Origin of the sequence: Collinsella aerofaciens (assembly GCF_009876115.1) — a bacterium.
In the GTDB taxonomy this organism is placed as follows: Bacteria; Actinomycetota; Coriobacteriia; order Coriobacteriales; family Coriobacteriaceae; genus Collinsella; species Collinsella aerofaciens_N.
In genome coordinates, this window is the sequence record NZ_WWSY01000001.1 from 34,326 (window position 1) to 57,247 (window position 22,922).

General features: G+C 57.7%; 22 protein-coding genes. 19 read left to right on the top strand and 3 right to left on the bottom strand.

The window, feature by feature from the left end; translation table 11 throughout:
• Position 1 precedes the first annotated feature (1 nt).
• From GT571_RS00165 to hflX, 14 genes are all read left to right on the top strand, one after another.
• Positions 2-2,779, top strand: coding sequence for an FtsK/SpoIIIE family DNA translocase (locus GT571_RS00165; RefSeq protein WP_240136288.1), 2,778 nt, complete (start codon positions 2-4; stop codon positions 2,777-2,779).
• Positions 2,779-4,290: a helix-turn-helix domain-containing protein gene (locus GT571_RS00170; protein ID WP_161154661.1), complete on the top strand. Its 1,512-nt coding sequence runs from the start codon at positions 2,779-2,781 to the stop codon at positions 4,288-4,290. The genes GT571_RS00165 and GT571_RS00170 overlap by 1 nt, the downstream gene beginning before the upstream one ends.
• Positions 4,291-4,316: 26 nt before the next feature.
• Positions 4,317-4,814, top strand: coding sequence for a YajQ family cyclic di-GMP-binding protein (locus GT571_RS00175; protein WP_117654798.1), 498 nt, complete (start codon positions 4,317-4,319; stop codon positions 4,812-4,814).
• A 27-nt stretch (positions 4,815-4,841) separates the two neighbouring features.
• Positions 4,842-6,191 (top strand): 30S ribosomal protein S12 methylthiotransferase RimO, encoded by a 1,350-nt coding sequence (gene rimO / locus GT571_RS00180; protein WP_161154663.1) that lies wholly within the window; start codon positions 4,842-4,844, stop codon positions 6,189-6,191.
• 99 nt (positions 6,192-6,290) lie between these two features.
• A complete protein-coding gene (pgsA, locus tag GT571_RS00185) occupies positions 6,291-6,839 on the top strand; it encodes a CDP-diacylglycerol--glycerol-3-phosphate 3-phosphatidyltransferase (protein ID WP_233545216.1) in 549 nt (182 codons plus the stop codon).
• A 12-nt stretch (positions 6,840-6,851) separates the two neighbouring features.
• Positions 6,852-7,382, top strand: a complete 531-nt coding sequence (locus tag GT571_RS00190; RefSeq protein ID WP_161154665.1) for a CinA family protein — start codon at positions 6,852-6,854, stop codon at positions 7,380-7,382.
• Positions 7,383-7,639: 257 nt separating this feature from the next.
• On the top strand, positions 7,640-8,788 hold the full coding sequence (recA, locus tag GT571_RS00195; protein WP_022094695.1) for a recombinase RecA: 1,149 nt from the start codon (positions 7,640-7,642) through the stop codon (positions 8,786-8,788).
• Positions 8,789-8,799: 11 nt separating this feature from the next.
• Entirely contained in the window at positions 8,800-9,492 is a 693-nt protein-coding gene (locus GT571_RS00200) for a regulatory protein RecX (RefSeq protein ID WP_161154667.1), read from the top strand.
• A gap of 257 nt (positions 9,493-9,749) precedes the next feature.
• The gene (rny, locus tag GT571_RS00205; RefSeq protein ID WP_161154669.1) at positions 9,750-11,300 is read left to right on the top strand and encodes a ribonuclease Y; all 1,551 of its coding nucleotides are present in this window, start codon (positions 9,750-9,752) and stop codon (positions 11,298-11,300) included.
• A 1-nt stretch (position 11,301) separates the two neighbouring features.
• Positions 11,302-12,387, top strand: a complete 1,086-nt coding sequence (locus GT571_RS00210) for an ATP-binding protein (protein WP_006235981.1) — start codon at positions 11,302-11,304, stop codon at positions 12,385-12,387.
• A 74-nt stretch (positions 12,388-12,461) separates the two neighbouring features.
• Positions 12,462-12,779: a stage V sporulation protein S gene (locus GT571_RS00215; protein WP_006235982.1), complete on the top strand. Its 318-nt coding sequence runs from the start codon at positions 12,462-12,464 to the stop codon at positions 12,777-12,779.
• A 45-nt stretch (positions 12,780-12,824) separates the two neighbouring features.
• On the top strand, positions 12,825-14,195 hold the full coding sequence (miaB, locus tag GT571_RS00220; RefSeq protein ID WP_161154671.1) for a tRNA (N6-isopentenyl adenosine(37)-C2)-methylthiotransferase MiaB: 1,371 nt from the start codon (positions 12,825-12,827) through the stop codon (positions 14,193-14,195).
• Complete coding sequence (gene miaA, locus GT571_RS00225; protein ID WP_117639866.1) at positions 14,195-15,133, top strand: tRNA (adenosine(37)-N6)-dimethylallyltransferase MiaA; 939 nt, start codon at positions 14,195-14,197, stop codon at positions 15,131-15,133. Before miaB ends, miaA begins: the two co-directional genes overlap by 1 nt.
• The gene (gene hflX / locus GT571_RS00230; RefSeq protein WP_161154673.1) at positions 15,133-16,422 is read left to right on the top strand and encodes a GTPase HflX; all 1,290 of its coding nucleotides are present in this window, start codon (positions 15,133-15,135) and stop codon (positions 16,420-16,422) included. Before miaA ends, hflX begins: the two co-directional genes overlap by 1 nt.
• Here hflX and GT571_RS00235 read toward each other — a convergent pair.
• The gene (locus GT571_RS00235) at positions 16,407-17,111 is read right to left on the bottom strand and encodes a heparan-alpha-glucosaminide N-acetyltransferase (protein ID WP_161154675.1); all 705 of its coding nucleotides are present in this window, start codon (positions 17,109-17,111) and stop codon (positions 16,407-16,409) included. The two genes, hflX and GT571_RS00235, sit on opposite strands and share 16 nt — an antisense overlap.
• The gene (gene lexA, locus GT571_RS00240; RefSeq protein ID WP_040359862.1) at positions 17,111-17,755 is read right to left on the bottom strand and encodes a transcriptional repressor LexA; all 645 of its coding nucleotides are present in this window, start codon (positions 17,753-17,755) and stop codon (positions 17,111-17,113) included. Before lexA ends, GT571_RS00235 begins: the two co-directional genes overlap by 1 nt.
• A gap of 163 nt (positions 17,756-17,918) precedes the next feature.
• On the opposite strand from lexA, the gene GT571_RS00245 reads away from it, so the two are divergent.
• From GT571_RS00245 to dut, 3 genes are read left to right on the top strand one after another with little or no spacing between them, the layout of a single operon-like run.
• A complete protein-coding gene (locus GT571_RS00245) occupies positions 17,919-18,368 on the top strand; it encodes a LysM peptidoglycan-binding domain-containing protein (RefSeq protein WP_204987173.1) in 450 nt (149 codons plus the stop codon).
• A gap of 51 nt (positions 18,369-18,419) precedes the next feature.
• A complete protein-coding gene (nrdR, locus tag GT571_RS00250) occupies positions 18,420-18,863 on the top strand; it encodes a transcriptional regulator NrdR (protein WP_022093781.1) in 444 nt (147 codons plus the stop codon).
• Positions 18,864-18,867: 4 nt separating this feature from the next.
• Positions 18,868-19,311 (top strand): dUTP diphosphatase, encoded by a 444-nt coding sequence (gene dut / locus GT571_RS00255; protein WP_161154679.1) that lies wholly within the window; start codon positions 18,868-18,870, stop codon positions 19,309-19,311.
• Positions 19,312-19,777: 466 nt separating this feature from the next.
• Here the strand turns inward: dut and GT571_RS00260 are convergent, their stop codons facing one another.
• Positions 19,778-21,079 (bottom strand): MGDG synthase family glycosyltransferase, encoded by a 1,302-nt coding sequence (locus GT571_RS00260; protein WP_161154681.1) that lies wholly within the window; start codon positions 21,077-21,079, stop codon positions 19,778-19,780.
• A 118-nt stretch (positions 21,080-21,197) separates the two neighbouring features.
• On the opposite strand from GT571_RS00260, the gene GT571_RS00265 reads away from it, so the two are divergent.
• Positions 21,198-22,136, top strand: coding sequence for an NAD(P)/FAD-dependent oxidoreductase (locus GT571_RS00265; RefSeq protein ID WP_161154682.1), 939 nt, complete (start codon positions 21,198-21,200; stop codon positions 22,134-22,136).
• Between the two features lie 153 nt (positions 22,137-22,289).
• Entirely contained in the window at positions 22,290-22,901 is a 612-nt protein-coding gene (locus GT571_RS00270; protein WP_192934578.1) for a DUF1836 domain-containing protein, read from the top strand.
• Positions 22,902-22,922 lie beyond the last annotated feature (21 nt).

A 22,922-nucleotide genomic window follows, 5' to 3' on the forward strand; every position in this document is an offset into this window, starting at 1 on the left:
TTTGGCGCGCGGATCTGCACAAAACGTCAAAGGCAATAAGGCCAATAACCAACCGGCATCTGCTAAGGGTGCCGGTTCCCATCTGCGTGCCAATAAGGGCCACGAGTCCGAGTTTGATGAGTTTGAGCCCTTGGTCGAGCCTTCGGCCAATCGCGATATCGCCGGTGTGGTCATCGCCGTTTTGGCGATCGCGTCCTTTATTGCCGTGATCTCTCCGGCAACAGCGCCCGTGACGGCTGCGGTTGCCGGTTTCTACCACCTGGGCTTTGGTCTGGGCGCCTACGTGCTGCCGATCGTCATCTTGCTGTTTGCCGCCACGCTCTTTTTGGGTGAGGACTCGCCGCTCAACGTGCGCTCTGTTGCGGGCGGCGCCTTGGTCTTTATCGCCGTCGTCTCCATTCTTTCGTTGATGGTGCCGGGCACGAGCGATTCGTGCGACCTTATGTTTACGCCGCAGAACCTTTCCGTGTCGGGCGGCTACATTGGCGCCTTTATCGCAAGTGCCTTGCAAAACGCCCTGGGTAAACCTATCGCTATGGTTGTCTTGCTGGGGCTTGTCGTCGTTGGTTTGGTCATTATCGGCTTTTCGGTGGGTGGCGTTTTGCGCTCCGCACGCGATCGCGCTGCCGATTTTGCCGAGCGTCGACGTGCCGATGTCAATGCGAGCCCGTGGGGCGATGAAGAGGCCCTGTCTGTTCCCGGCGTCGCTCGTCCGCACCTGAGCATTCTGCGCCAGAAGGGGACTGACGCCGCGGTGACCACGGTCATGGGTGGCGATGTCGACCCGGTTTTGGATGACGACGAGGACGATGACCCGTTTGTCGACGTATCCGAGTCGGTTGAAGCCGAGCGGGCCAAGACCACGCTGCTGCCGCGTCGCCATGTCAAGAAGGGCAAGGCTGCGCCTAAGCTCAATACGAGTGAGCCCGACCCATCTTGGTCCGATAGCGAGATTGAGCTTACCGAGGGCGATGACGAGGACGACGAGGCTCCGATTGAGACCGCAAAGACAACTTTGCTGCCGCGTCGCCATGCAAAGCGCGGCCAGGTAACCGGCCAGCTTTCGATGGAAGACGACCCCGATAAGATTGACGAGTCCGAGCCGCCGTTTGCCGTGAATCCCGTCTCGGCCGCACCTCAGATTCCCGACTTCCTGAAGCATCCCAAGGTTGCCGATGCGCCTGCCACGAGTGCTATCGAATCGGCTGCGGCTCGTGATGGGGGAGTGGACGACGGCGCCGCAGATAACGAGGGCGAAGAAGAGGACGGCCTCAAGCTTCCGCCGCTCGAAATCCTGCATGCCAACCCGCAGTCGGCTTCCGCTGCGTCTTCGGACAAGGAGCTGGAGCAGACCGCTGAGTCACTGCAATCCACCTTGCTTGAGTTTGGCCGCAGTGCCCGCGTGGTCGGCTGGATCGCCGGCCCCACGGTGACGACCTTTAAGCTGCAGCCCGGTGAGGGCGAGCGTGTGAGCAAAATCTCGAGCCTCGAGGACGATATCGCGCTTTCGCTCGCTGCCCAGTCGGTGCGTATCTTTGCCCCGATCCCCGGCACCTCGCTCGTGGGCATCGAGATTCCCAACCGCAAGCGCCAGAACGTCAATCTGGGCGACGTGCTGCCCTATGTGAAGGGCGGTCCGCTCGAGCTCGCCATCGGCCGCGACGCCGAGGGCACGCCGGTTGTCGCCGACCTCGCCAAGATGCCTCACCTGTTGATTGCCGGTACGACCGGTTCTGGTAAGTCGGTGATGATCAATTCCATCATCACGACTTTGCTCATGCGCGCCCTTCCCGAGGACGTTCGCCTGATCATGGTCGACCCCAAGCGTGTCGAGCTTGCGGGCTATAACGGTCTGCCGCATCTCTATGTGCCCGTGGTGACCGAGCCCAAGCAGGCCGCGAGCGCTCTGCAATGGGCTGTGTCCGAGATGGAGCGTCGCCTGAAGGTCTTCGAGCGTCTCAACGTGCGTAAGATCTCGACCTACAACGAAAAGCAGGCTGCTGGCGAGTTTGAGCATTACGACAATCCGCCGCAAAAGATGCCCTACCTTGTCATTATCATTGACGAGCTCTCTGACCTGATGATGGTCGCCGGTAAGGATGTCGAGGCCTCGATCGTGCGTATCGCCCAGCTGGGCCGTGCCGCCGGTATTCATCTTATCGTTGCCACGCAGCGCCCCAGCTCCAACGTGGTGACGGGCCTCATCAAGGCCAACATCACCAACCGCATCGCCTTTAACGTCGCCACGGGCATCGACTCGCGTGTCATCATCGACCAGATGGGTGCCGAGAAGCTCACCGGTTTGGGCGACATGCTGTTCTCCAAGGTCGACTGGGGCAAGCCCCGCCGTATCCAGGGCTGCTTTGTCTCGGACGACGAAATCAACGAGATTGTCGAGTTCGTCAAGTCGCAGAGCGAGCCCGACTACCACGAGGAGATTCTGTCCGCCGTGGCGCCCGCTTCCATGTCCATGGCTGGTGGCGGCGGCATTGTCCGCACCGGAGTCGCCGAGCCGCAAGACGATGATCCGCTCATTTGGGAAGCCGCCCATATTGTGGTGGAATCGCAGCTGGGCTCCACATCTGGCCTGCAACGCCGCCTGAAGGTTGGCTATGCGCGTGCCGGGCGTATTATGGACATGCTGGAAGAAAAGGGTGTCGTCGGCCCGCCCGACGGTTCCAAGCCGCGCGAGGTCCTGTTGGACGAGGAGGGGCTTGCCGCGCTGGAATCTGTCGACGCCGAGATGGCACGTGAAGATCGTGAGTTTGGAGGATTCTGATGGCTGCACGCTTTGGTGACATGCTGCTCGAGCAGCGTCGCCGAATGGGCCTTTCCATTCAGCAGGTCGCCAACACCATCAAAATCAGGCCGCAGATCATCGAGTTTTTCGAGACCGGTAACTTTGCTTCGATGCCGCCGCGCGGCTATGCGCAGGGCATGATTTCGAGCTATGCTCGTTTTTTGGGCCTCAATCCGCGCGAGGTCGTCAATGCCTACTTTGACGAACTGATGGCATACGAACGCGAGACGTCGCAGCAGGGCGGTCGTTTCCAGGACGCCGCCGGCTACGTCAATTCGCGTTCCTCTGTCGATAACGGGCGCTTCCTGATGGTTCAGGGCGGTCGTTCGACTCGCTATGGACAGCGTCCTCAGCAGGCCGGTTATATTACCGAGACGGGTTCGGGCGAGGAGATTCGCTCGCAGCGTGACCGGTTCCGCAGTACGCCGATGCCCGAGGACCGTGCACTTCCCGCTGCCCGCGGCGTGGCGCGTGACCCTCGTGCCGGCTACGGCGACGGCGGCTATTCCGATCGCGGTCACCGTGGTATCTCCACCGGACGCTCTCGCAGTGGCTATGCGGACGCCGATACCACGCAGGTGACGCCGCGTCTTCGCTCTCAACCACAGCCGTATGGCCAGCGCTCTTCGGCTCCGCGTGCGGGCCAGCGTGGCTATCAAGGCCGCGGTGAACTTGCGCCCCGCTCGGGTCAGCGCAGCCTTCAGGGCCAGGGTGGCTATTGCGGCCGTTCCGATAGCAATCGTGGCCGTATGCCTCAGGGAGGCGGCCGCAGCAGTTCCAGTCGTGGACGCGGCGGTTCCCGTGCTCCTCAAAACAACGGGCTCGATCCGCGTATCGTCTACGCCGGTATCGGTGCCGTGGCGTTGCTGCTGATCGTGCTCATCGTGGTACTTCTGCGCGGCTGCGCATCTTCGACGCCCGAGACCACGCCCGAGACGCCCGCTGTTACCAAGACGACGACCAAGAAGTCTTCTAAGAAGACCGAAACGGTCGACGAGGACGAAGACACCGATGAGCCGACTGACGAGTCGACTGATTCGGACGCCGCAAAGACGACGGCCAAGAAGGAAGAGAACGAGGTCACAAAAGTTAAGGTCTCCGTTGCCAAGGGAAAGACCGCGTGGATTGAGGTCAAGGTCGACGGAAAGTCGGTCTATGGCGCTCAGGCGACTGGCCCCTTTGAGCAGGAGTACACGCCCGAGTCCTCGATCGAGATCACCACGTCTAAGCCTTCCGATGTCACCGTTACCAAGAACGGCGAAAAGGTCCGTTACGATACCAAGACCTCGGGCGTGGCGCGCGTGACGATCACCGTTCCCAAGAAGGAGACGACTGATTCCGAGAATGGTGAAAGTTCTGATGGTGCCGACACCACCGATGGTACCGACACCACCGACGGCACCGATGCCCAGTCCACGGATGGCGCCGATACCGCAACTGACGGCCAGGCGCCCACCGATTCTACCGACTATTCGTACGATAGCTACTAAGCCGCTCGTACGCGAAAGGAAACATCATGGCTAAAGATTCCAGCTTCGACGTCGTGTCAGAGGTCAACATGCAAGAGGTCGACAACGCCTTCCAGCAGACCACGCGCGAGATTTCCCAGCGCTATGACCTGAAGGATTCCGGCGCCACGATCGAGCTTTCGAAGGGCGACAAGCTCTTTACGATCAACGCCCCGGCCGACTTTGTCTCCAAGCAGATCATCGATGTCCTGAGCTCCAAGCTCATCAAGCGCGGCATCGACCTCAAGGCTGTCTCGTGGGATGCTCCGCAGGCGGCATCGGGCGGCACCGTGCGCGTGCTCGGCCATATCGTCGAGGGTATCGACCAGGCGACCGCCAAGAAGATCAATAAGGACATCAAGGACCAAAAGCTCAAGGTCAAGGTGACCATCGAGGCCGAGAAGCTGCGTGTTTCCTCTGCTTCGAAGGACGCGTTGCAGACCGTTATCCAGTTCCTGCGCGACCAGGACTACGGCCAGCCGCTGCAGTTCACCAACTACCGCTAATATCATTCGAAAGGACTGCTCTCCAACATGGATACACCGTTGGGCTCCGTGCTCTACATCACCCTCGGGTGCGCTAAGAACGAGGTTGACACCGACCGCATGCGTTCTCTTTTGACCGCCGCGGGCTACGAGGAGGCATTCGACCCACAGGATGCCGATATCGCCATCGTCAATACATGCTCGTTCCTCGCCTCCGCAACGTCCGAGAGCATCGAGACCACGCTCGAGCTCGCCAACGAGGTTCAGGACGGCGTTCGTTCTTGTCCCATCGTCATGTGCGGCTGTGTGCCGTCGCGCTATGGCGACGACCTGCCTGACGAGCTGCCCGAGGTCGCTGCCTTTGTGAAGGCCGACGAGGAGGACGGCATCGTGGCGGTCATCGATGGCGTGCTGGGTGTCGAGCGTGAGATCGCTGCCTATATTCCGCAAGTCAAGCGCACTGTCGAGGGCGCCGTTGCTTACGTCAAGATTTCCGATGGCTGCAACCGCTTTTGTAGCTTCTGCATGATCCCGTATATCCGCGGTCGTTATCACTCGCGCAATGCCGGGAGCATTATCTCCGAGGTGCGCGACTTGGTTGCCGGCGGTGTGCGAGAGATCGTGCTGATCGGCCAGGACACGGGCATCTGGGGCACCGACTTTGCGGATGGTGACGTCGCCGAGGGCTCGCCGCGCAATCTGGCGCAGCTGCTGCGCGCCGTAGCCGAGGCCGTGCGTCCGCAGAACGTCTGGGTCCGTGTTCTCTACCTGCAGCCCGAGGGCATGACCGACGAGCTTATCGAGACGATTCGCGATACCCCCGAGGTGCTACCCTATATCGATATCCCCGTGCAGCACTGCGACGCACGCATCCTTAAGGCCATGCGTCGCTCCGGTTCGCGCCAGGAGCTCGAGGACCTGTTCCGCGATCTACGTGAGCGCATCCCCGACATCGTGATCCGTTCCACGGCCATGGTTGGCTTCCCGACCGAGACCGACGACGAGTTCCGCGACCTTATCGACTTTATGGACACCGTCGGCTTTGACTACACGAGCGTCTTTGCCTACTCGCAGGAGGAGGGCAGCCTGGCCGCCAAGATGGAGGGCCAGGTCGACGAAGAGGTCAAGCTCGAGCGCGCCCAGGAGGCCATGGACCTGGCCGAGTCGCTCGGTTTTGCCGCCACCGCCGCACATGTGGGCGAGCGCGCCCAGGTGATCGTCGACGGTATCGAAGAGACCGAGGACGGCGCCGAGCTGATCGGACATGCCTGGTTCCAGGCGCCTGATTCCGATGGCGCGGTGCATCTGGATGCCAGCGAGGCATCTGTGGGCGATATTCTGACGGTCGAGTTTACCGATAGCTTCTGCTATGAGCTTATCGGCCATGTTGTGGAGTAGGAGAGCGTCGTGGCAAACGAGAGCAATAAGGAACTGACGAGTGTTTGGACGCCCGCCAACATCGTGACGTGCGTTCGCATCGTCTTTATCCCGGTGTTCATGATCGTGTCGGCGCTTTCTCACACGAGTGTTGCCGGTACAGATTGGAGCACCTTCGACGGCCCGCTCGCCGCCGCTGCCTTCATTCTGTACGTCATCCTGTCGTGCACCGATAAGGTTGACGGCTACCTGGCGCGCTCGCGCAACGAGATTACCGACTTCGGTAAATTCTTGGACCCCATCGCCGACAAGCTACTCGTGTTCTCGGCCTTGCTGCTGTTCTTGGACTTTGGCGCCGTGTCGGTTTGGTCCGTGTTCATCATCTTGTTCCGCGAGCTGCTGGTAAGCGCCCTGCGCATGGTCGCGAGTGCCGCCGGCGTTGTCGTTGCGGCCGATAAGCTCGGCAAGTACAAGACGGCGACCACGATGGTCTCCATCTGCGGTTACCTGTGCGTCTTTGCGATGGCCGGCTTGAACCTTGGCCCGCTGGCGCTGACGCTCGGCATCTACTCGGTGTCGCGCTTCCTGTACGCCGTTGCCGTTGTCCTGACCGTTATCTCGGGCGTCCAGTACTTCTGGAACTGCCGCAAGATCGTCTTTTCGGTCTAGGTCCTGGTGGGTATGACGGACTCTTTTGAGCAGATTTCCGCACATAACGAGGAGCTGGCGCGCGATATTGTCGAGCGCGCGAGCGCTCGGGGCGTGACGGTTTCGACGGCTGAGTCGCTGACAGCAGGTATGATCTCCTCGACGATTGCCGATATCCCGGGCGCCTCGGCGGTGCTGCGTGGCGGTGCGGTGACCTACTGCGATGAGATAAAGCATCGCGTTTTGGGTGTTGAGCAGGAGACGCTCGACCGCTATACCGCGGTGTCGCATCAGACCGCGCGCGAGATGGCGGCGGGTTCGCTGGAGCTGTATCAGAGCGATATTGCTGTGAGCGCAACGGGTTATGCCGGCCCCGGCGGCGGCACTGAGGACGATCCGGCTGGCACTTTCTATATTGGCTGGGCGTATCGCGCGGCTGATTGGGAAGTGCCGGTCGTGGACTCTGTGCGCTGCCACTATGAGGGCGACCGTTCGTGTGTTCGTGCCCATGCGGTCGCGGAGGCATTGGGACGCATTGCCCTTGTGCTCAACTCTATGGAATAGACGTGTTTTAAGGGGCCTTAGGGCCCCTTAATTGTGGAGATAGGGACCTCTGACACATTCAGCGTTTTTGCTGGTCATAGGTTTATTCTCGCCTTTCTTGTTCTTATTTGCCCCTTTGTGGTCAAGCATTTGGTCAGTGTTTGGTCGGCGTTTGGTTGGGTTTTGGAAAGACTGCCTGCATATGATTGGCCTGAACGGTTGACCACGAACAGCCGTTCGTTTATTATCGATGCAGGTTGTTAAGAGGAGGGCTATTCATGGCCAAGAATTCAGGTCCCGTACGTACCGTTCATGCTCGCACGACGGGTAAAGAGCGCGATGAGATGATCGCCACCACCAAGGCCGAGATCGAGAAGAAGTTCGGTCAAGGCTCCATCATGAGGTATGGTGACGGCGGCCCCGAGCTTGAGGTTGAGGCCATCCCCACGGGCGCTCTGGCACTCGATGCCGCTCTGGGTATCGGCGGTGTGCCGCGCGGCCGTATCGTCGAGATTTACGGTCCTGAGTCCTCCGGTAAGACGACGCTTTCGCTCGAGATCCTGGCCGAAGCCCAGGCAATGGGTGGTGTGGTGGCATTTATCGATGCCGAGCACGCGCTCGATCCCACGTATGCCGCGCGCATTGGCGTGGATATCGACGAGGTACTGATTTCCCAGCCTGATACGGGTGAGCAGGCGCTCGAGATTGTTGACATGCTCGTGCGTTCCGGCGCCATCGATGCCATCGTCGTCGACTCCGTCGCCGCGCTGACCCCGCGTGCCGAGATCGAGGGAGAGATCGGCGATACCACGGTCGGTTTGCAAGCTCGTCTGATGAGTCAGGCGCTCCGCAAGCTCGCCGGCTCGCTGTCCAAGTCCAACACGACATGCATCTTCATTAACCAGCTGCGAGAGAAGATCGGCGTCATGTTCGGCAACCCCGAGACCACGACGGGCGGCCGCGCCCTTAAGTTCTTCTCTTCGGTGCGTATCGACATTCGCCGCATCGACAGCATTAAGCTTAAGGATGAGGTTATCGGTAACCGCGTGCGTGCCAAGGTCGTTAAGAACAAGGTGGCAGCTCCGTTCCGTTCTGCTGAGTTCGACATCATGTACGGTACGGGCATCTCTAAGGAGGGCTCGATTCTGGACATGGCTGTCGAGTGCGGCATTTGCAAGAAGATGGGCTCCTGGTTTGCCTATGGCGAGGACAAGCTCGGCAACGGTCGCGAGGCCGCCAAGGCGTTCCTGCGCGAACACCCCGATTGCGCCGACGAGATTGAGCATAAGGTCCGCCTTGCCTGCGGGCTTGAGTTTGATGACGATGCTCCGTCCGAGGTCGAGCTGACCGATCAGCCTGCGCCTGAGGAGTTTGACGAGCTTTACGCCATCGATGGTTCCGCCATGCTCGATGATGACGACGAGTAGCGGTTACGCTCATGTCGTATACGGTGACCGAGGCCACGGTCGTCTTTCCCGATAAGAAGGCGGCCTCCTCGTTCTCGAGCGGGTATGCGTCCAAAAAGCCTTGCGCACATATCGATTGTGAGCTTGAGGGCGGTTTTGAGCGGTCCATTTGGATTCCCGTGCGGGTCGCGCGCCTGTATGTCAAAAATCGCCCCGATCTTCCCTGTGATTGGGATAACTTTCGTGAAGCGGTGCAGCTCATCGAGCGTAAATGTGCACTTACCATGGTGACTGAGATGCTATCGCGACGCGACCATGCGACGGGTGAGGTCTGTGACAAGTTGGCACGCTACGGCTTTCGCCAGCCCGCAATTGATTTCGCCGTCCAGCGCGCCACAGAGTATCGCTTTTTAGATGAGAACCGCTTTTGCTCGTACTTTATCGAGGAACGCAAACGACGCGGCTGGGGACAGCGCAAGATTGAGACCGAGCTTAAGCGCCGTCATGTCGTACTCGATGACATTCCCGGTTATCCCGAGGATTATTTTGCCGTCGAAGACGATTTGGCGCGTGCGTCAGCCCTGCTCGCCAAGCGGCGTGTTCCAGAGACGCGCGGATTCGAAAAACTGGTTCGGTTTTTGATGGGCAAGGGCTTCTCGTATCACATCGCTGCCGATGCCGTTAAGGCACGTCTTAATGCCGAACGCGAGGAATGTGCGGTTTAGGCGTATGCGTTTTGTGGCCCTGCCGTTCACCGCGTTTTAGCCGCCGTGCTGGGGCCATTTATTTGACAGTTGTTGTGGTTCAACGTACGATAAACACTGTCATTTGCTTTGTGATATGTGCTCATCTGTGATGAGTTTGTTTATATGTTTATCTGTATCCGACCCGCATAAGCTGCGCCCATATTACTCAAATGTCGCGAGCCGTTCGTAAGGACGGTTCGCTTTGTTGTGTAACGAATCCATAAAAAGGAGTGAGCATGCCTATCATCGCAGCGCTCGTTGGCATCGTTTTGGGTGCCATCGCCGCCATTGCCTACATGCGCACCGCCAAGCAGGGTAGTCTTCACGAGGCCGACGAAAAAATCCAGTCGGCACACGCACAGGCTGAGTCCCTGATCGGTGATGCCAAGCGTCAGGCCGAGACCCTCAAAAAAGAGGCTCTGCTCGAGGCTAAAGAGGAGATCATCAAGAACAAGCAGGCCGCCGAGGCCGAGGACAAGCAGCGTAAGAACGAGATTCGTACGCTCGAGAACCGCGTGATGCAGCGCGAGGAATCCCTCGATCGCCGCAACGACGCTCTCGACAAGCGCGAGCATCAGCTGTCCAGCCAGGCCGGTCAGGTCGAGAAGCGCTCCCGTGAGCTCGAGGAGCTCTGCGCAAAGCAGACCTCCGAGCTCGAGCGTATCGCCGACCTTACCCGCGAGGACGCCCACAAGGAGCTCCTCGATAAGGTTCGCAGCGAGGTCACCCACGAGGCCGCCACGATCATTCGCGAGTCCGAGCAGCAGGTTCGCGCCGAGTGCCACAAGACCGCCCAGGAGATTCTGTCTCTGGCGATTCAGCGCTGCGCTGCCGACCACACTGCCGAGGTCACCGTTACCTCCGTGCACATTCCCTCTGATGACCTCAAGGGCCGTATCATCGGTCGCGAGGGTCGCAACATCCGGACCTTCGAGCAGGTTTCCGGCGTCAACCTCGTGATCGACGACACGCCCGAGACCGTCGTTCTTTCGAGCTTCGACCCGGTCCGTCGTGAGACCGCCCGTGTCGCCCTCGAGAACCTCATCGCCGACGGCCGCATTCACCCTGCCCGTATCGAGGAGATGTATCACAAGGCCGCCGACCTGGTTCAGCAGCGCGTGCGTGAGGCTGGCGAGCAGGCTGCCTTCGATACCGGCATCCACGACCTGCACCCCGAGATCGTCAAGACCCTTGGTGCCCTGCGCTACCGTACCTCGTTTGGTCAGAACGTGCTTCAGCACTCCCTCGAGGTCTCTGATCTGTGCGGCGTGATGGCTTCCGAGCTTGGCCTGGACGTTGTGACTGCCAAGCGTGCCGGCCTGCTGCACGACCTGGGCAAGGCAATCGACCATGACGTCGAGGGCCCGCATGCCGTCATCGGCGCTGAGCTGGCCCGCCGTTATGGCGAGAAACCCGTTATCGTCCACGCTATCGAGGCTCACCATGCCGATGTCGACCCCAACACGGTGCTCGATGTCCTGGTACAGGCCGCGGATGCAGTCTCTGCCTCTCGCCCCGGTGCCCGTCGCGAGTCTGCCGAGAACTACATCAAGCGTCTTGAGAAGCTCGAGGAGATCGCCAACTCCCATGACGGCGTCGAGCGTACCTATGCCATGCAGGCTGGTCGCGAGGTCCACGTCATGGTTCAGCCTGACAAGATCTCCGATGCCCAGTCCACGGTTCTGGCTCACGATATCGCCCATCAGATCGAGGAAGAGATGGAGTATCCCGGTCAGGTGCGCGTCGTCGTGATTCGCGAGAGCCGCGCTGTCGATATCGCTAAATAACATGAGCGACGCGAACGAGCTCATCTCATTTATCGCGTCGATGTCGGGGGAGGGCAACCTTCGCGTCGAGGAGAACCTTGGCGAGGGGTATGTCCGCCTCCGCGTTTCGGAGGCCGAGCGGCGCCAGGCAAAGCACGACATTCAGCATGTCGAGGACATCGTCATCGAAATGCTCCGTAATGCTCGCGATGCCGGCGCCGACAAGGTCTATCTCGCCACGACCAAGGAAGATGGCGTCCGCACGCTTGTCTTTCTGGATAACGGTTCTGGCGTTCCGCAGGATATGCAAGAGCGAATCTTTGATGCCCGCGTTACCTCCAAGCTCGAGAGCATGAAGATGGACCGTTGGGGCGTTCACGGTCGTGGCATGGCATTGTTTTCGATCAAGCAGAACACCGACGAGGCCCGTGTGGTCACGTCCGGCGTCGATCTTGGTTCAGCCTTCAAGGTGAGCGTTGCGGCCGACCGCCTCAGTGAGCGTGCCGATCAGTCCAGCTGGCCCCAGGCCGTCAAGGATGAGGACGGACGTTATGTCTGCGCTCGCGGCCCACATAATATTATTCGCGCTGCTTGTGAGTTTGCGCTCGAGGAGTTGCGTGGTTGCGATGTCTATCTTGGTTCTCCGTCTGAGATTGCCGCGACCCTTTATGCTCAAGCGTCAAGTCGGCTCGATACGTCTCGTCTCCTGTTCATTGATGACGAGAGTGAGCTTCCGGTTGTCGATCGTTTAGGCCTTGCTTCTGATGCCGAGGACTTTATCCGTATTTGTTCGGGTTTGGGTCTTGAGATGTCCGAGCGCACGGCCCATCGCATTTTGGCAGGGCAGATTAAGCCCGTTCGCGGTGTGACCGCGCGTCTGCTGCGCGAGCGTGATTCGTCCTCGCATGCGCCGGCTCCTGTCGATCTCGCGAAGGATCGTCGCGGGCTACGTATTGCCAAGGATGATATGGCACAGTTTTCGCGCGCTGTGGAACGCGACTTTAATGACCTTGCCGCCCGGTACTATCTCAACCTTTGCGGCGACCCAAAGATCCGTGTTTCGCGTGATCGAATCACCGTGACCTTTGATCTTGCCAAAGAGGAATAGTGCCTTTACCGAGTCCACTCGGTACGATACAGTTATTGCAGTTAAAACGTACTTTTAAATGCAGGAGTTTCTTCATGGATTGCCTGAAGGTATCAAGCAAATCATCGCCCGCGTCCGTTGCCGGCGCCATCGCCGGCATGGTCAAGGATGGTGTGCCCGTCAACATCCAGTGTGTCGGCGCCGGTGCCGTCAACCAGGCCATTAAGGCCGTTGCTATCGCGCGCGGTTTTTTGATTCCAACCGGTTTTGATATTTCCTGCGCGCCCGTGTTCTCCGACATCCTCATTAACGGGGAGTCGCGCACGGCCATCCGCCTTTCTATCTACGTTCACCAGATCAATCGAGCTGCTATGGATAACGTCGTCATGGATGATGTTAAGCCTGTGGCATAGCTTCTGCTTGCCTTGTTTCGCTCCCCATCGTTAGGACTTATGCACATGGACCAGCGTTCCGTACGCGATATTCTTGCCGGTAAAACCTACTTTATCCGCACCTTTGGCTGCCAGATGAATCAGCACGACTCCGAGCGTGTGAGCGGTCTGCTTGATTCGTATGGCTGCCTCATGGCGCTCGATCCCGCGCATGCCGATATCGTTGTCTTCATGACGTGCTGCGTGCGCGAGGCCGCCGATACTCGCCTGTACGGGCAGTGCAATTCCTGCAAAAGCCTGCCGCCTTCGCCTTCGGGCAAGCGCGTGGTTGCCGTTGGCGGTTGCATCGCGCAGCGCGATGGCGAGGGCCTGCTCACCAACGTCGATAACGTCAATGTCATCTTTGGCACGCATTCCATTGCACATGTGGCCGAGCTCATTGCCGAGGCGTTCCTTGATGGTAAGCGTCATATCCGCACCAATGAGCATGAGGATACGGATGCCATGAGCATGCCGTGGCATCGCGAGACTCAGTATCACGCCTGGGTGCCCATCATGACGGGCTGCAATAATTTCTGCACCTATTGCATCGTGCCGTACGTGCGCGGTCGCGAAAAGAGCCGCCCCTTCGAGGAGATTGTCGACGAGGTGACCGGTTTGGTGCGCCAGGGCGTGCGTGAGATTACGCTGCTGGGCCAAAACGTTAACTCATATGGTCGCGATCTGTTTGGCAAGCCGCGTTTTGCCGATTTGCTGCGTGCCGTGGGCGATACGGGCGTGGAGCGCATCTTCTTTACGTCTTCGCATCCCAAGGACCTGTTGCCCGAGACCATTGACGCCATGGCCGAGACGCTTGCCGTTATGCCGCAGCTGCACTTGGCCGTCCAGTCAGGTTCGACGCGGATCCTCAAAGAGATGAATCGCCGTTATACACGCGAGGACTATCTGGGCCTTGTCGATCGCATTCGCAACCGCATGCCCGATATCGCGCTCTCGACCGACATTATCGTTGGCTTCCCGGGTGAGACTGAAGAAGACTTTGAGCAGACGCTCTCACTTGCCGAGACGGTCCGCTATGCTCAGGCCTATACCTTCATCTATTCCAAGCGCGCCGGTACCCCGGCCGCCGAGATTGACGATCCTACGCCGCATGAGGTTATTCTCGAGCGTTTCAACCGTCTGGTTAAGGTTATCGAGACCACGGCACACGAGTATAACCAGGGTGAGCTTCATACTGTGGTTCCGGCGCTCATTGAGGGAACGAGTAAAAAGAACGACGCGGTCCTGCTGGGCAAGAGTCCCAAGAATCAGACTGTGCATGCGCCTATCCCCGAGGGTTACAGCATCGATCAGCTTGTTGGCAAGATCGTTGATGTTGACGTTGACGTTGCCAAGACCTGGTATTTGTCCGGCTCCGTTGTGGGCGAGCCGCGCTAATGGTTTCTCCCGGGGCAGGTCTTTCCGCCGTTGCGATCGTCGGTCCGACGGCGGTTGGTAAGAGTGATGTTGCCGACCGTTTGGCAGCTCGTCTTTCGTCCGAAGTGCTGTCGTGCGATGCGATGCAAATCTATCGCGGCATGGACATCGGTACCGCAAAGATGGCGCCCGATGAGTGCACGGCGCCGCTGCGTCTCGTCGACATTGTAGAGCCGGGTGTGGCATATTCTGCTGCGCTTTATCAGGCCGACGCTCGCGCGCATGTTGAACGTCTCCTTGGTTCGGGTTGCCTGCCGGTTTTTTGCGGAGGTACGGGGCTGTATCTCAAGGCCGCCCTCGATGAGATGGACTTTCCCTCGGGTGAACTTGAGGACGATCGTCGTGCGGGCTATCAGGAGCTTGCCGAGCGTATTGGCGAGGAAGAACTGCATGCCTTGCTTGCCGAGCGCGATCCAGAATCGGCTGCTGTTATTCATCCCCATAACGTGCGCCGTGTGATTCGTGCACTCGAGATGCATGATGATGGCGTCTCCTATGCGCAGCAAAAGTCGCAGTTTAGTGTTCCGCACGAGCATTATCATGCCCTATGGTTTGGTCTGACGCGTAATCGCGAGGTGCTCTACGAGCGCATTAACCAGCGCGTCGATCTGATGTTTGAGCAGGGTCTTGTCGATGAGGTCCGCGGTCTTATGGGCCAGGGGCTGGGAGATGCCCTGACGTCGATGCAGGCAATTGGCTATAAAGAGATCATTGATGCTTTCAATGGCGTGATGAGCATGGATGAGGCTCGCGAACTCATTAAGATGCGTTCGCGTCGTTATGCCAAGCGTCAGCTTTCGTGGTTTAAGCGCGATGACCGTATCGTGTGGTTTGATATGGATGAATGTACGATCGATGAGGTCGTTGAGGATATCCTGCATCGTATTGAGGCTGCCTAATGGCCCGTTTCCCCCTTGTTCCCACGGCACCCGAGCCCGAGCGTGCCATTTTAGTTGGTGTTGAGTGGCGCGACAATGCATGGCCGCTCGATCGCTCGCTTGATGAGCTGGAGCGTCTTGCCCACACAGCTGGTGCCCAGTGCGTGGCACGCTTGTCGCAGCGTTTGGTAAAGCCGTATCCTAAATCGTTTATCGGTTCCGGTAAGGTAGAGGAGCTGTGCGGCCTGGTGCATCGCATGGATGCCGATGTCGTTATTTTTGACGACGACCTGACCCCCTCGCAGCAATCCTATTTGGAGAAAGCCGTGGGCGAGCCGGTAAAGATTATCGATCGTACTGCACTGATCCTGGATATCTTTGGCCTGCATGCTCAGACGCGTGAGGGACGCCTGCAGGTACAGCTGGCACAGCTTCAATATTTGTTGCCTCGCCTGCGTGGCATGTGGAGCCATCTCGCTAAGGAGCAGACGCGCGGCGGCATCGGCTCACGTTTTGGTCAGGGCGAAAGTCAGCTCGAGGTCGACCGTCGCCTCATTCGTAATAAGATCGCTGCGCTTCGTCGTGAGCTCAAGCAGGTTGAACAGCGTCGCGATGTTCAATCCAAGAGTCGCATTGAGTCCCCGGCGTTTCGCGTCGCGTTAGCCGGTTATACCAATGCCGGTAAATCGACGTTACTCAATCGTCTGACCGGCTCTACGGTACTTTCGCAGGACAAGCTGTTTGCTACGCTCGACCCGACGACGCGTTCGTATCGTCTGCCCGGCGGTCGCGGCATGACGATTACCGATACCGTCGGCTTTATTCAAAAGCTGCCCCATGGTCTGGTCGATGCCTTTAAATCGACGCTGTCCGAGGTTTTGGGTGCCGATCTAATTCTCAAAGTCGTAGATGCGTCTGACGAGGACTATGAGCGGCAGCTGGAGGCTGTCGACCGCGTGCTTGATGAGATCGGCGCCGGAGAGCGTTTAACGCTTACCGTATTCAATAAAATCGATCTTCTCGATAGCGTCGATCGATTGAGTTTCCGTGGTCGCTATCCGGAGGCCGTTCTGTTCTCGGCCCAAACGGGCGAGGGGCTCGACGATCTCGTCGACCGGATTGCTCGCGAGGCAGCTGCCACCGATGTGTTGCTCTCCGCTGATATCCCGTATCGTGAGGGCGCTCTCATCACGCTGGTGCATGAGCAGGGAACCCTTCTGCATGAGGAATATCTCGAGGACGGCGTTCGCGTTGTGGCGAAACTGCCGGCTCGTATTGCACCGCGGCTCGAGCGTTATCGCACCGAGTAGACGATCTCCAAAATGCCCAGAATGATGGGCTGATGCAGCAGATAAAAGGGGAGAGCGTGACGTCCAAGGCTGGCGAGCGCCGGCAGGGGGTTGGCGTAGGCCCAGCTAGGGACGGTCTTATCGATACTCTTCGCTATGCGTGCGGCGAAGTATCCTGCAAGATACATAAAGATAAACGGGATGATGGGGTAGTAATCACCTGAGACAAACCCAGGGCTCGGAAATCCCAGCCACGCCAGGTAGGGGACAGGGTAGATCGTTTTGGGGATGCTCCAGGTGAGGGCGAACAACACAAGGCATAGGGGCATGCCCCATCTCGCCGTTATCTTCTTAAGGACGGGATCGGTCAACGCCACGATGCCGGTGCATGCGGCCATGCAGTAGATGATGCCAAAATTAACCGAATCGTCGAATGAGACAAGTGTTGTTGCCAACCAGACAACGAGTGCTGCTAAGGCGTATTTGGCGGCACGTTTGATATTGTTGCGCGAAAGAGTGCACATCCAACCCGCGATAAACAAAAATACCCAGCTGATGCTGGCGCGCCAGACGTCTTGAAAGACAGTCTGGGTAAACCAAGGCATATCCCAGCCGTACAGGTAGGCGAGATCATAGCAAGCGTGAAAACCTGCCATAGAAATCATCGTAAACCCGCGGACGGTATCAAAGATGGTTATGCGTTTTTGCATTACGAGAACCGGCGCATCAAGCCGACGACTTTGCCCAGGATAACGGGATTCGTTGCATAGATAGGCTCCATAGTGTCGTTCTCGGGCTGCAAGCGCACACGCCCCTGCTCCTTGTAGAACGTCTTGACGGTCGCCGAACCATCAATCATGGCCACGACAATTTCGCCGTTCATGGCACTCTTTTGTTCACGGACGATGATGTAATCGCCATTGAAGATGCCGACATTGATCATTGAGCTCCCATGCACCTCAAGGATAAAGGAACCCTGATCAGTGGCGATTTCGGTCGGGATAGTAAACGTGTCTTCGATATTCTGCTCAGCCAGAATGGGAATCCCAGCCGCAACGCGACCAACGAGCGGTAGCGAGACCGTTCCGCGAGGTGCGGTGGGCTCGTCAGATTTAGAAATTGAGACAGAGGACCCGTCCTCGTTAAAGAGTTCCAGGGCGCGCGGTTTGGTGGCATCGCGCTTGAGTAGCCCGCGCGCCTCCAGGGCAGAGAGATGGGCGTGCACGGTGCTGGGGGAGGAAAGACCCACGGCAGAAGCCATCTCGCGCACGCTGGGTGGATAACCCTTCTCCTGCTGATATTCCTTGATGAAGTCGTAAATTTGCTGCTGACGCTTGGTAATTTTGCGAGCCATCAGGGCATCCTCTCTACCCATGTCAAACAAATGTTCGAATTATGCTTGACAGGAACAACTGTTCGAAGATAATAATAACCGAACATTCGTTCTCGCGCTAGACATTTTTGTCCGCGCGGCTTGATAAAACTGTTCTCAGCAAAACACGCGAGAGGAGAACATGATGAACGCAACGAATATGGTCCAGGGAAACCTCGCCCTTAAGCTTGAGACGCCTGCAGAACCCACTTTTACGGTTGTTCAGGGTGGCCGCTCCGGCTTTCAGCCTTTGACCGTAAAGCCTGCTCGCAATCAGCAGGCTGTAGTCGCGCCGGCCCACGTTGCCCTGAAGGTTCCGACGATTGTCGCCGTCGCCGTTGCGCTTACGCTCTTCTTTGTCCTCGCTACGTCGGTCTTTAGCGCTCGTCACGCCGCGTATGCCGAGTCCGTTTCCAACATTACCTACGAGACCATTCGCGTTCAGCCTGGCGATTCTCTTTGGTCGCTTGCCGAAGAATATCCAATCGAAGGCCTTTCCACGCAAGAGACTTCCGACATGATCCGTAGCGTCAATCATCTGGAGCATGGTTCGCTCGCCGCCGGTGCGCATCTTAAGGTTCCTGCTCGTTCGTAATCATTATCGCGCTGCGCATGGTACCCTTGTTATCGTTTAAGAGGAGGTACCATGCGCTGTCCCAAATGCGGCAAGGCACATACCCGCGTCGTTGATTCCCGTATGCAGGAGTCAAATAACACCATTAAGCGCCGTCGCGAATGTTGCTCGTGTAACTACCGCTTTACAACGTTTGAGCGATGCGAGGACCCTATCGAGGTCATTAAGTCAGATGGAACTAAGCAGCGGTTCGATCGCAATAAGCTTCTTGTCGGCTTGATGCGCGCCACCATCAAGCGCGATATCGACACTAAGAAGCTCAATGAGATTATCGATGACATCGAGGTCGAGCTTCGCTCTCGCACGCTGACGGCCGTCACGTCCCATGAGTTGGGTGACATGGTGCTCAAGCGCTTGGCCAAGATCGACAAGGTTGCGTACATCCGTTTTGCCTCGGTCTACCGCGATTTCAAAGACGTCGATGAATTTCTGCAAGAGCTCGACAAGCTAAGGTGATTCCATGTCCAACATTACCGTCAACATAAAGCGTCTCGACCCCACCGTCGAGCTTCCCAAATACGCCCATCCCACCGATGCCGGCTTGGATCTACGCTCCAACGAAGACTGCGTCCTGAAGCCCTTCGAACGCCGTCTGGTCTCTACGGGGCTGGCCATCGCCCTGCCCGATGGCTACGCCGGCTTCGTCCAGCCCCGCAGCGGCTTGGCCATCAAGCAGGGCTTGTCTATAGTCAACACGCCGGGCCTCATCGACGCTCACTACCGAGGAGAACTCAAGGTTATCCTCATCAACCTGGATCCCACCAACGACATCCAAATCAACAAAGGCGACCGCATAGCCCAACTCGTCATCCAAGAAGTCCCCACGGTCAATCTCATAGAAGTAGAAGAACTAGACGAAACCGACCGAGGCAACGGAGGCTTCGGCTCCAGCGGCGTAGCTTAGTCGCATAGCCTCTTACGTTCGCTCGCCTGTGGGAGAGCCCTATATATCATCCCGTGCTCAAACATTCTCGCGTTGCTGCGAAACTGCGCGCGGGACGATATATAGGGCTCTCCCACAGGTGAGCTACGTTTACTTGCTAGCGGCTACGCCGGGTTCGCCCCAGTTAGAGCCTGCGAAGGTAGAAACAAAATATCTAATAATAGTTAGCCGGTGCGACAAAGCGATTGTTCCTTTGTCGCACCGGCTAACCAGTAAGATAATTTTGTTTCAAGCGAGTAGCCGCCCGCCCACCTCTCACACATATCGTTCCACGCGCAGTTTCGCAGCGAGCGAAGCGAAGCGAGAATGTTTGAGCATGGAATGATATGTGTGAGAGGTGGGCGAGAGGGATGCGAGCGCCCCGCGAGAATGTTTGAGCACGGGACGATATATAGGGGCCTCCCGCAGGTAAGCGGACATAAAGACGCTAGCGGATATGCGCGGGTTTTCCGCCCCAGTAGAAGCGGCAGAAGGCTCTTTTGCGCTTTTGGGGTTTGCCTACGAGCTCCATGGCGGCGATGGCTATGTCTTCGGCTGCGTGGGGGCGGCGTAGTACTTCGCCGTTGATGAGCAGTGCCTTGAGCGACTCAGGATGATCGTGGAGATGGCGCAACGTCACGATGAGCTCTCGTGCCGTGGTGACGTGCATGCTGGCGCCCATACCGGTGAGCATAGTGGTGTTGGCCTTTTCCTGGCCATAGGACTTGCCCAGCAGGATCATCGGCAGGTGTGCGCACAGGCATTCGGTGACGGTGAGTCCGCCCGATTTGAGAATTGCCAGGTCGCAGCCGTGCATAAGCGCTGCCATATCATCGACATAGTCCAGAACCGTGAAGTTTTCGAGCTTCATGGCGTCGAAGAGCGTTTTGAGGCGGGTGGCATATTCGGTGTCTTTGCCCGGCAAAAAGACAAAGTGCATGTCTTCGAAGCTGCGTAGGAAGGGGAGGGTGCGGTCCATCTCCGCGCGAAAGCGAACGTACGGTTGAGGCAAGCTGGCACCGGCCATTACCAGCACGACGGTCTTCTCGGTGGGGAGATTGAACTTAGCTAGCTCTTCCTCGCGATCGTAATCCGTGTCGAATCCGGCGCGAATAGGAATGCCGGTAATGCGAATCTTTGTCTCGAGCACCTTGCGCGGACGCAGCGTTTCGGCCATAAATTCGTTGGCAACACAGAATAAATCGGTGTCCTTGTGGGGCCACCATCCCTCGACTTCGTAGTCGGTCGGTACGCAGATGACCGGATAATCGATACCCGTAATTACGCGGGCGCCCACGGCAACATTGGCTGCTGTGATGTGCGTTGCAACCACGGCTATGGGCCTGCGGCTACGAATATATTCGTTGAAGGCGGGGAACATAATTCGCGACCATGCCGTTCCGCCACCCCAGAGAAGATGTCCCGTAAGCGTATATCGCCAGGTCAGGTCGTAAATGGGGCGCGTGGCTCCCGTAAAAGAAGCCGCGGTCTTATTGCCGTCGAATTTAATACGTCCAAAATCAAGGATATCGAGCACTTCAATCTCAATATCCTCGGGGATGCCATTGGTGCCGCGGATGAGGTCGAATGCCTGCGCTATCGCATTTGCGGCGGCCTTGTGGCCCGAGCCAACGGAGGCGTGCACGATGGTCACGAGAGGTTTTTGCTGAGCCAGGAGCGTGGTTTGCTCCGATTGGGGAGTGCTGTGCGTGAGCAGGGGAGCGTCGTCACTCGTCTGCGCCTGGTCCATCGATAACTCCCCTTCAGCTTTGTAATACGGATTTATCATTGTAGTGCATGAGTGTCACGTTCACGTAAATTTGGGTACGAGCGCAAAGAACGACAACGTTTCGACGAAAGGACGCTTCATGACTACCGATAAGCCGATCGATGTTGCGATTCTCGGTGGCGGCCCCGCGGGCTATGCTGCCGCCATTTATGCTGCGCGTGCCAACCTGACGACGACCGTGATTGAGCAGGGCATGTCGGGAGGGCAGATCGCCACAACCAATGAGGTCGAGAACTATCCGGGTTTCCCGCTCCTGAGTGGCGCCGAACTCGGCGAGCGTTTTCAGCAGCATGCAGAGGGCCTGGGAGCACAGGTTACATGGAGCATGGTTACGGGTATCGATTACGATGCCGATGCAGCGTTGTTTACGGTGCATCACGATATGGGCGATACGCTGGCCTCGAGCGTTATCGCTTGCATGGGTGCCACGCCGCGTCCGGCAGGTTTCGCAGGCGAGGATACGTATCGCGGTCGTGGCGTTTCATATTGCGCAACATGTGACGGCATGTTTTTCCGCGGCAAGCAGGTTTTTGTAATCGGTGGTGGCAATTCGGCATGCGAAGAGGCGCTGTTCCTGTCCGACATTGCCAGCAGTGTGACCATCGTGCTGCGCCGCGACCAGTTCCGTGCGCCCGATGGTGTTGTTCAGAAAGTACTCGCAAAGGACAATATTACAGTTAGGTACCAAACTAGTATTGTGGAGCTATCGGGCGAAGCCATGCCAACGACGATTACCTTTAAGGACAATGCATCTGGGGAAACTCATGCCGAGTCATTTGAGCCCGGCTCGTTTGGCATCTTTGTCTTTACGGGGACGCAGCCACATACCGAGCTTGTTGAGCATCTAGTCGACCTGGCTCCCGACGACGGCATTGTCACCGACGATTCGATGGCCACCCGTACACCTGGTCTATTTGCCGCTGGCGACATCCGTTCCAAGCGCTTACGCCAGGTTGTGACCGCCGTTTCTGATGGAGCCATAGCGGCAACGAGCGCATACGCGTTTCTCCGTGGATAAGTACGATAATATATCTTATGTAAGGTTGTTATCAATTTACTAAATGGCGGGACGAAGCATCAGTGCACTGTCCCGCCAATTTTCTTGGCGGCTATGTGGTATGCAAAACTAGATAACCTAGAATACAATATAGAAAACGAACGGAGGCCTCTTATGAACCACGCTAAATACGTTATTCCGATGTCCGATTCGTCGGTCAGCATTAAGCCCGAGGATATTCAGCCCACGGTGCTACCCGATGCATTCATTCAGTCCGATATCGTGCGTAAACTCAATACGTTGAGTCTGCCGCGCTATAACCAGTTGCCCAATGTGACGCTCTACCGCGACCAGGTCATTGAGTATGTTGCGCTGTGGATGGAGCCGCTGTCCATTTGCGTTGAGCACCCTGTCATTACGCCATCGATGATCAATAACTACGTGAAGGTCGGCCTGGTGCCTGCTCCGGTCAAAAAGCAATATGGCCGCGAGCAGATTGCCCGCCTGATCGCTATCTGCCTCTTTAAGCAGGTGTTACCTATTGCTGCGGTGCAGGCACTCTTTAACATTCAGCGTTTGAGCTACGATGCCCCGACGGCCTTCGATTATGTGGTCGATCAGCTCGAGGCATCGATTCGTTCGGCGTTTTCCGTCGAGCAGACGCCGGTTCCCGATACGGCGCATCAGGTAACGCGTGAGTCGCTGCTTGTGCGCAGTGCGGTTTCATCCTTCGTTTCGAAGGCGTACCTGATGAGCTATCTAAAGTTTAATGGGTTTAATAGCTAGCCGACGTATAAAACGGGCGGA

Excerpts from the sequence above, each read along its gene's own strand:
- GT571_RS00200 (WP_161154667.1), top strand. The coding sequence starts at position 8,800 with ATGTCGTATACGGTGACCGAGGCCACGGTCGTCTTTCCCGATAAGAAG.
- rny (WP_161154669.1), top strand. The coding sequence starts at position 9,750 with ATGCCTATCATCGCAGCGCTCGTTGGCATCGTTTTGGGTGCCATCGCC.
- rimO (WP_161154663.1), top strand. The coding sequence starts at position 4,842 with ATGGATACACCGTTGGGCTCCGTGCTCTACATCACCCTCGGGTGCGCT.
- GT571_RS00235 (WP_161154675.1), bottom strand. The coding sequence starts at position 17,111 with ATGCAAAAACGCATAACCATCTTTGATACCGTCCGCGGGTTTACGATG.
- GT571_RS00175 (WP_117654798.1), top strand. The coding sequence starts at position 4,317 with ATGGCTAAAGATTCCAGCTTCGACGTCGTGTCAGAGGTCAACATGCAA.
- GT571_RS00245 (WP_204987173.1), top strand. The coding sequence starts at position 17,919 with ATGAACGCAACGAATATGGTCCAGGGAAACCTCGCCCTTAAGCTTGAG.
- GT571_RS00215 (WP_006235982.1), top strand. The coding sequence starts at position 12,462 with ATGGATTGCCTGAAGGTATCAAGCAAATCATCGCCCGCGTCCGTTGCC.
- pgsA (WP_233545216.1), top strand. The coding sequence starts at position 6,291 with ATGATCGTGTCGGCGCTTTCTCACACGAGTGTTGCCGGTACAGATTGG.
- GT571_RS00265 (WP_161154682.1), top strand. The coding sequence starts at position 21,198 with ATGACTACCGATAAGCCGATCGATGTTGCGATTCTCGGTGGCGGCCCC.
- nrdR (WP_022093781.1), top strand. The coding sequence starts at position 18,420 with ATGCGCTGTCCCAAATGCGGCAAGGCACATACCCGCGTCGTTGATTCC.
- GT571_RS00170 (WP_161154661.1), top strand. The coding sequence starts at position 2,779 with ATGGCTGCACGCTTTGGTGACATGCTGCTCGAGCAGCGTCGCCGAATG.
- GT571_RS00270 (WP_192934578.1), top strand. The coding sequence starts at position 22,290 with ATGAACCACGCTAAATACGTTATTCCGATGTCCGATTCGTCGGTCAGC.
- GT571_RS00260 (WP_161154681.1), bottom strand. The coding sequence starts at position 21,079 with ATGGACCAGGCGCAGACGAGTGACGACGCTCCCCTGCTCACGCACAGC.
- miaA (WP_117639866.1), top strand. The coding sequence starts at position 14,195 with ATGGTTTCTCCCGGGGCAGGTCTTTCCGCCGTTGCGATCGTCGGTCCG.
- lexA (WP_040359862.1), bottom strand. The coding sequence starts at position 17,755 with ATGGCTCGCAAAATTACCAAGCGTCAGCAGCAAATTTACGACTTCATC.
- GT571_RS00210 (WP_006235981.1), top strand. The coding sequence starts at position 11,302 with ATGAGCGACGCGAACGAGCTCATCTCATTTATCGCGTCGATGTCGGGG.
- dut (WP_161154679.1), top strand. The coding sequence starts at position 18,868 with ATGTCCAACATTACCGTCAACATAAAGCGTCTCGACCCCACCGTCGAG.
- miaB (WP_161154671.1), top strand. The coding sequence starts at position 12,825 with ATGGACCAGCGTTCCGTACGCGATATTCTTGCCGGTAAAACCTACTTT.
- hflX (WP_161154673.1), top strand. The coding sequence starts at position 15,133 with ATGGCCCGTTTCCCCCTTGTTCCCACGGCACCCGAGCCCGAGCGTGCC.
- recA (WP_022094695.1), top strand. The coding sequence starts at position 7,640 with ATGGCCAAGAATTCAGGTCCCGTACGTACCGTTCATGCTCGCACGACG.
- GT571_RS00190 (WP_161154665.1), top strand. The coding sequence starts at position 6,852 with ATGACGGACTCTTTTGAGCAGATTTCCGCACATAACGAGGAGCTGGCG.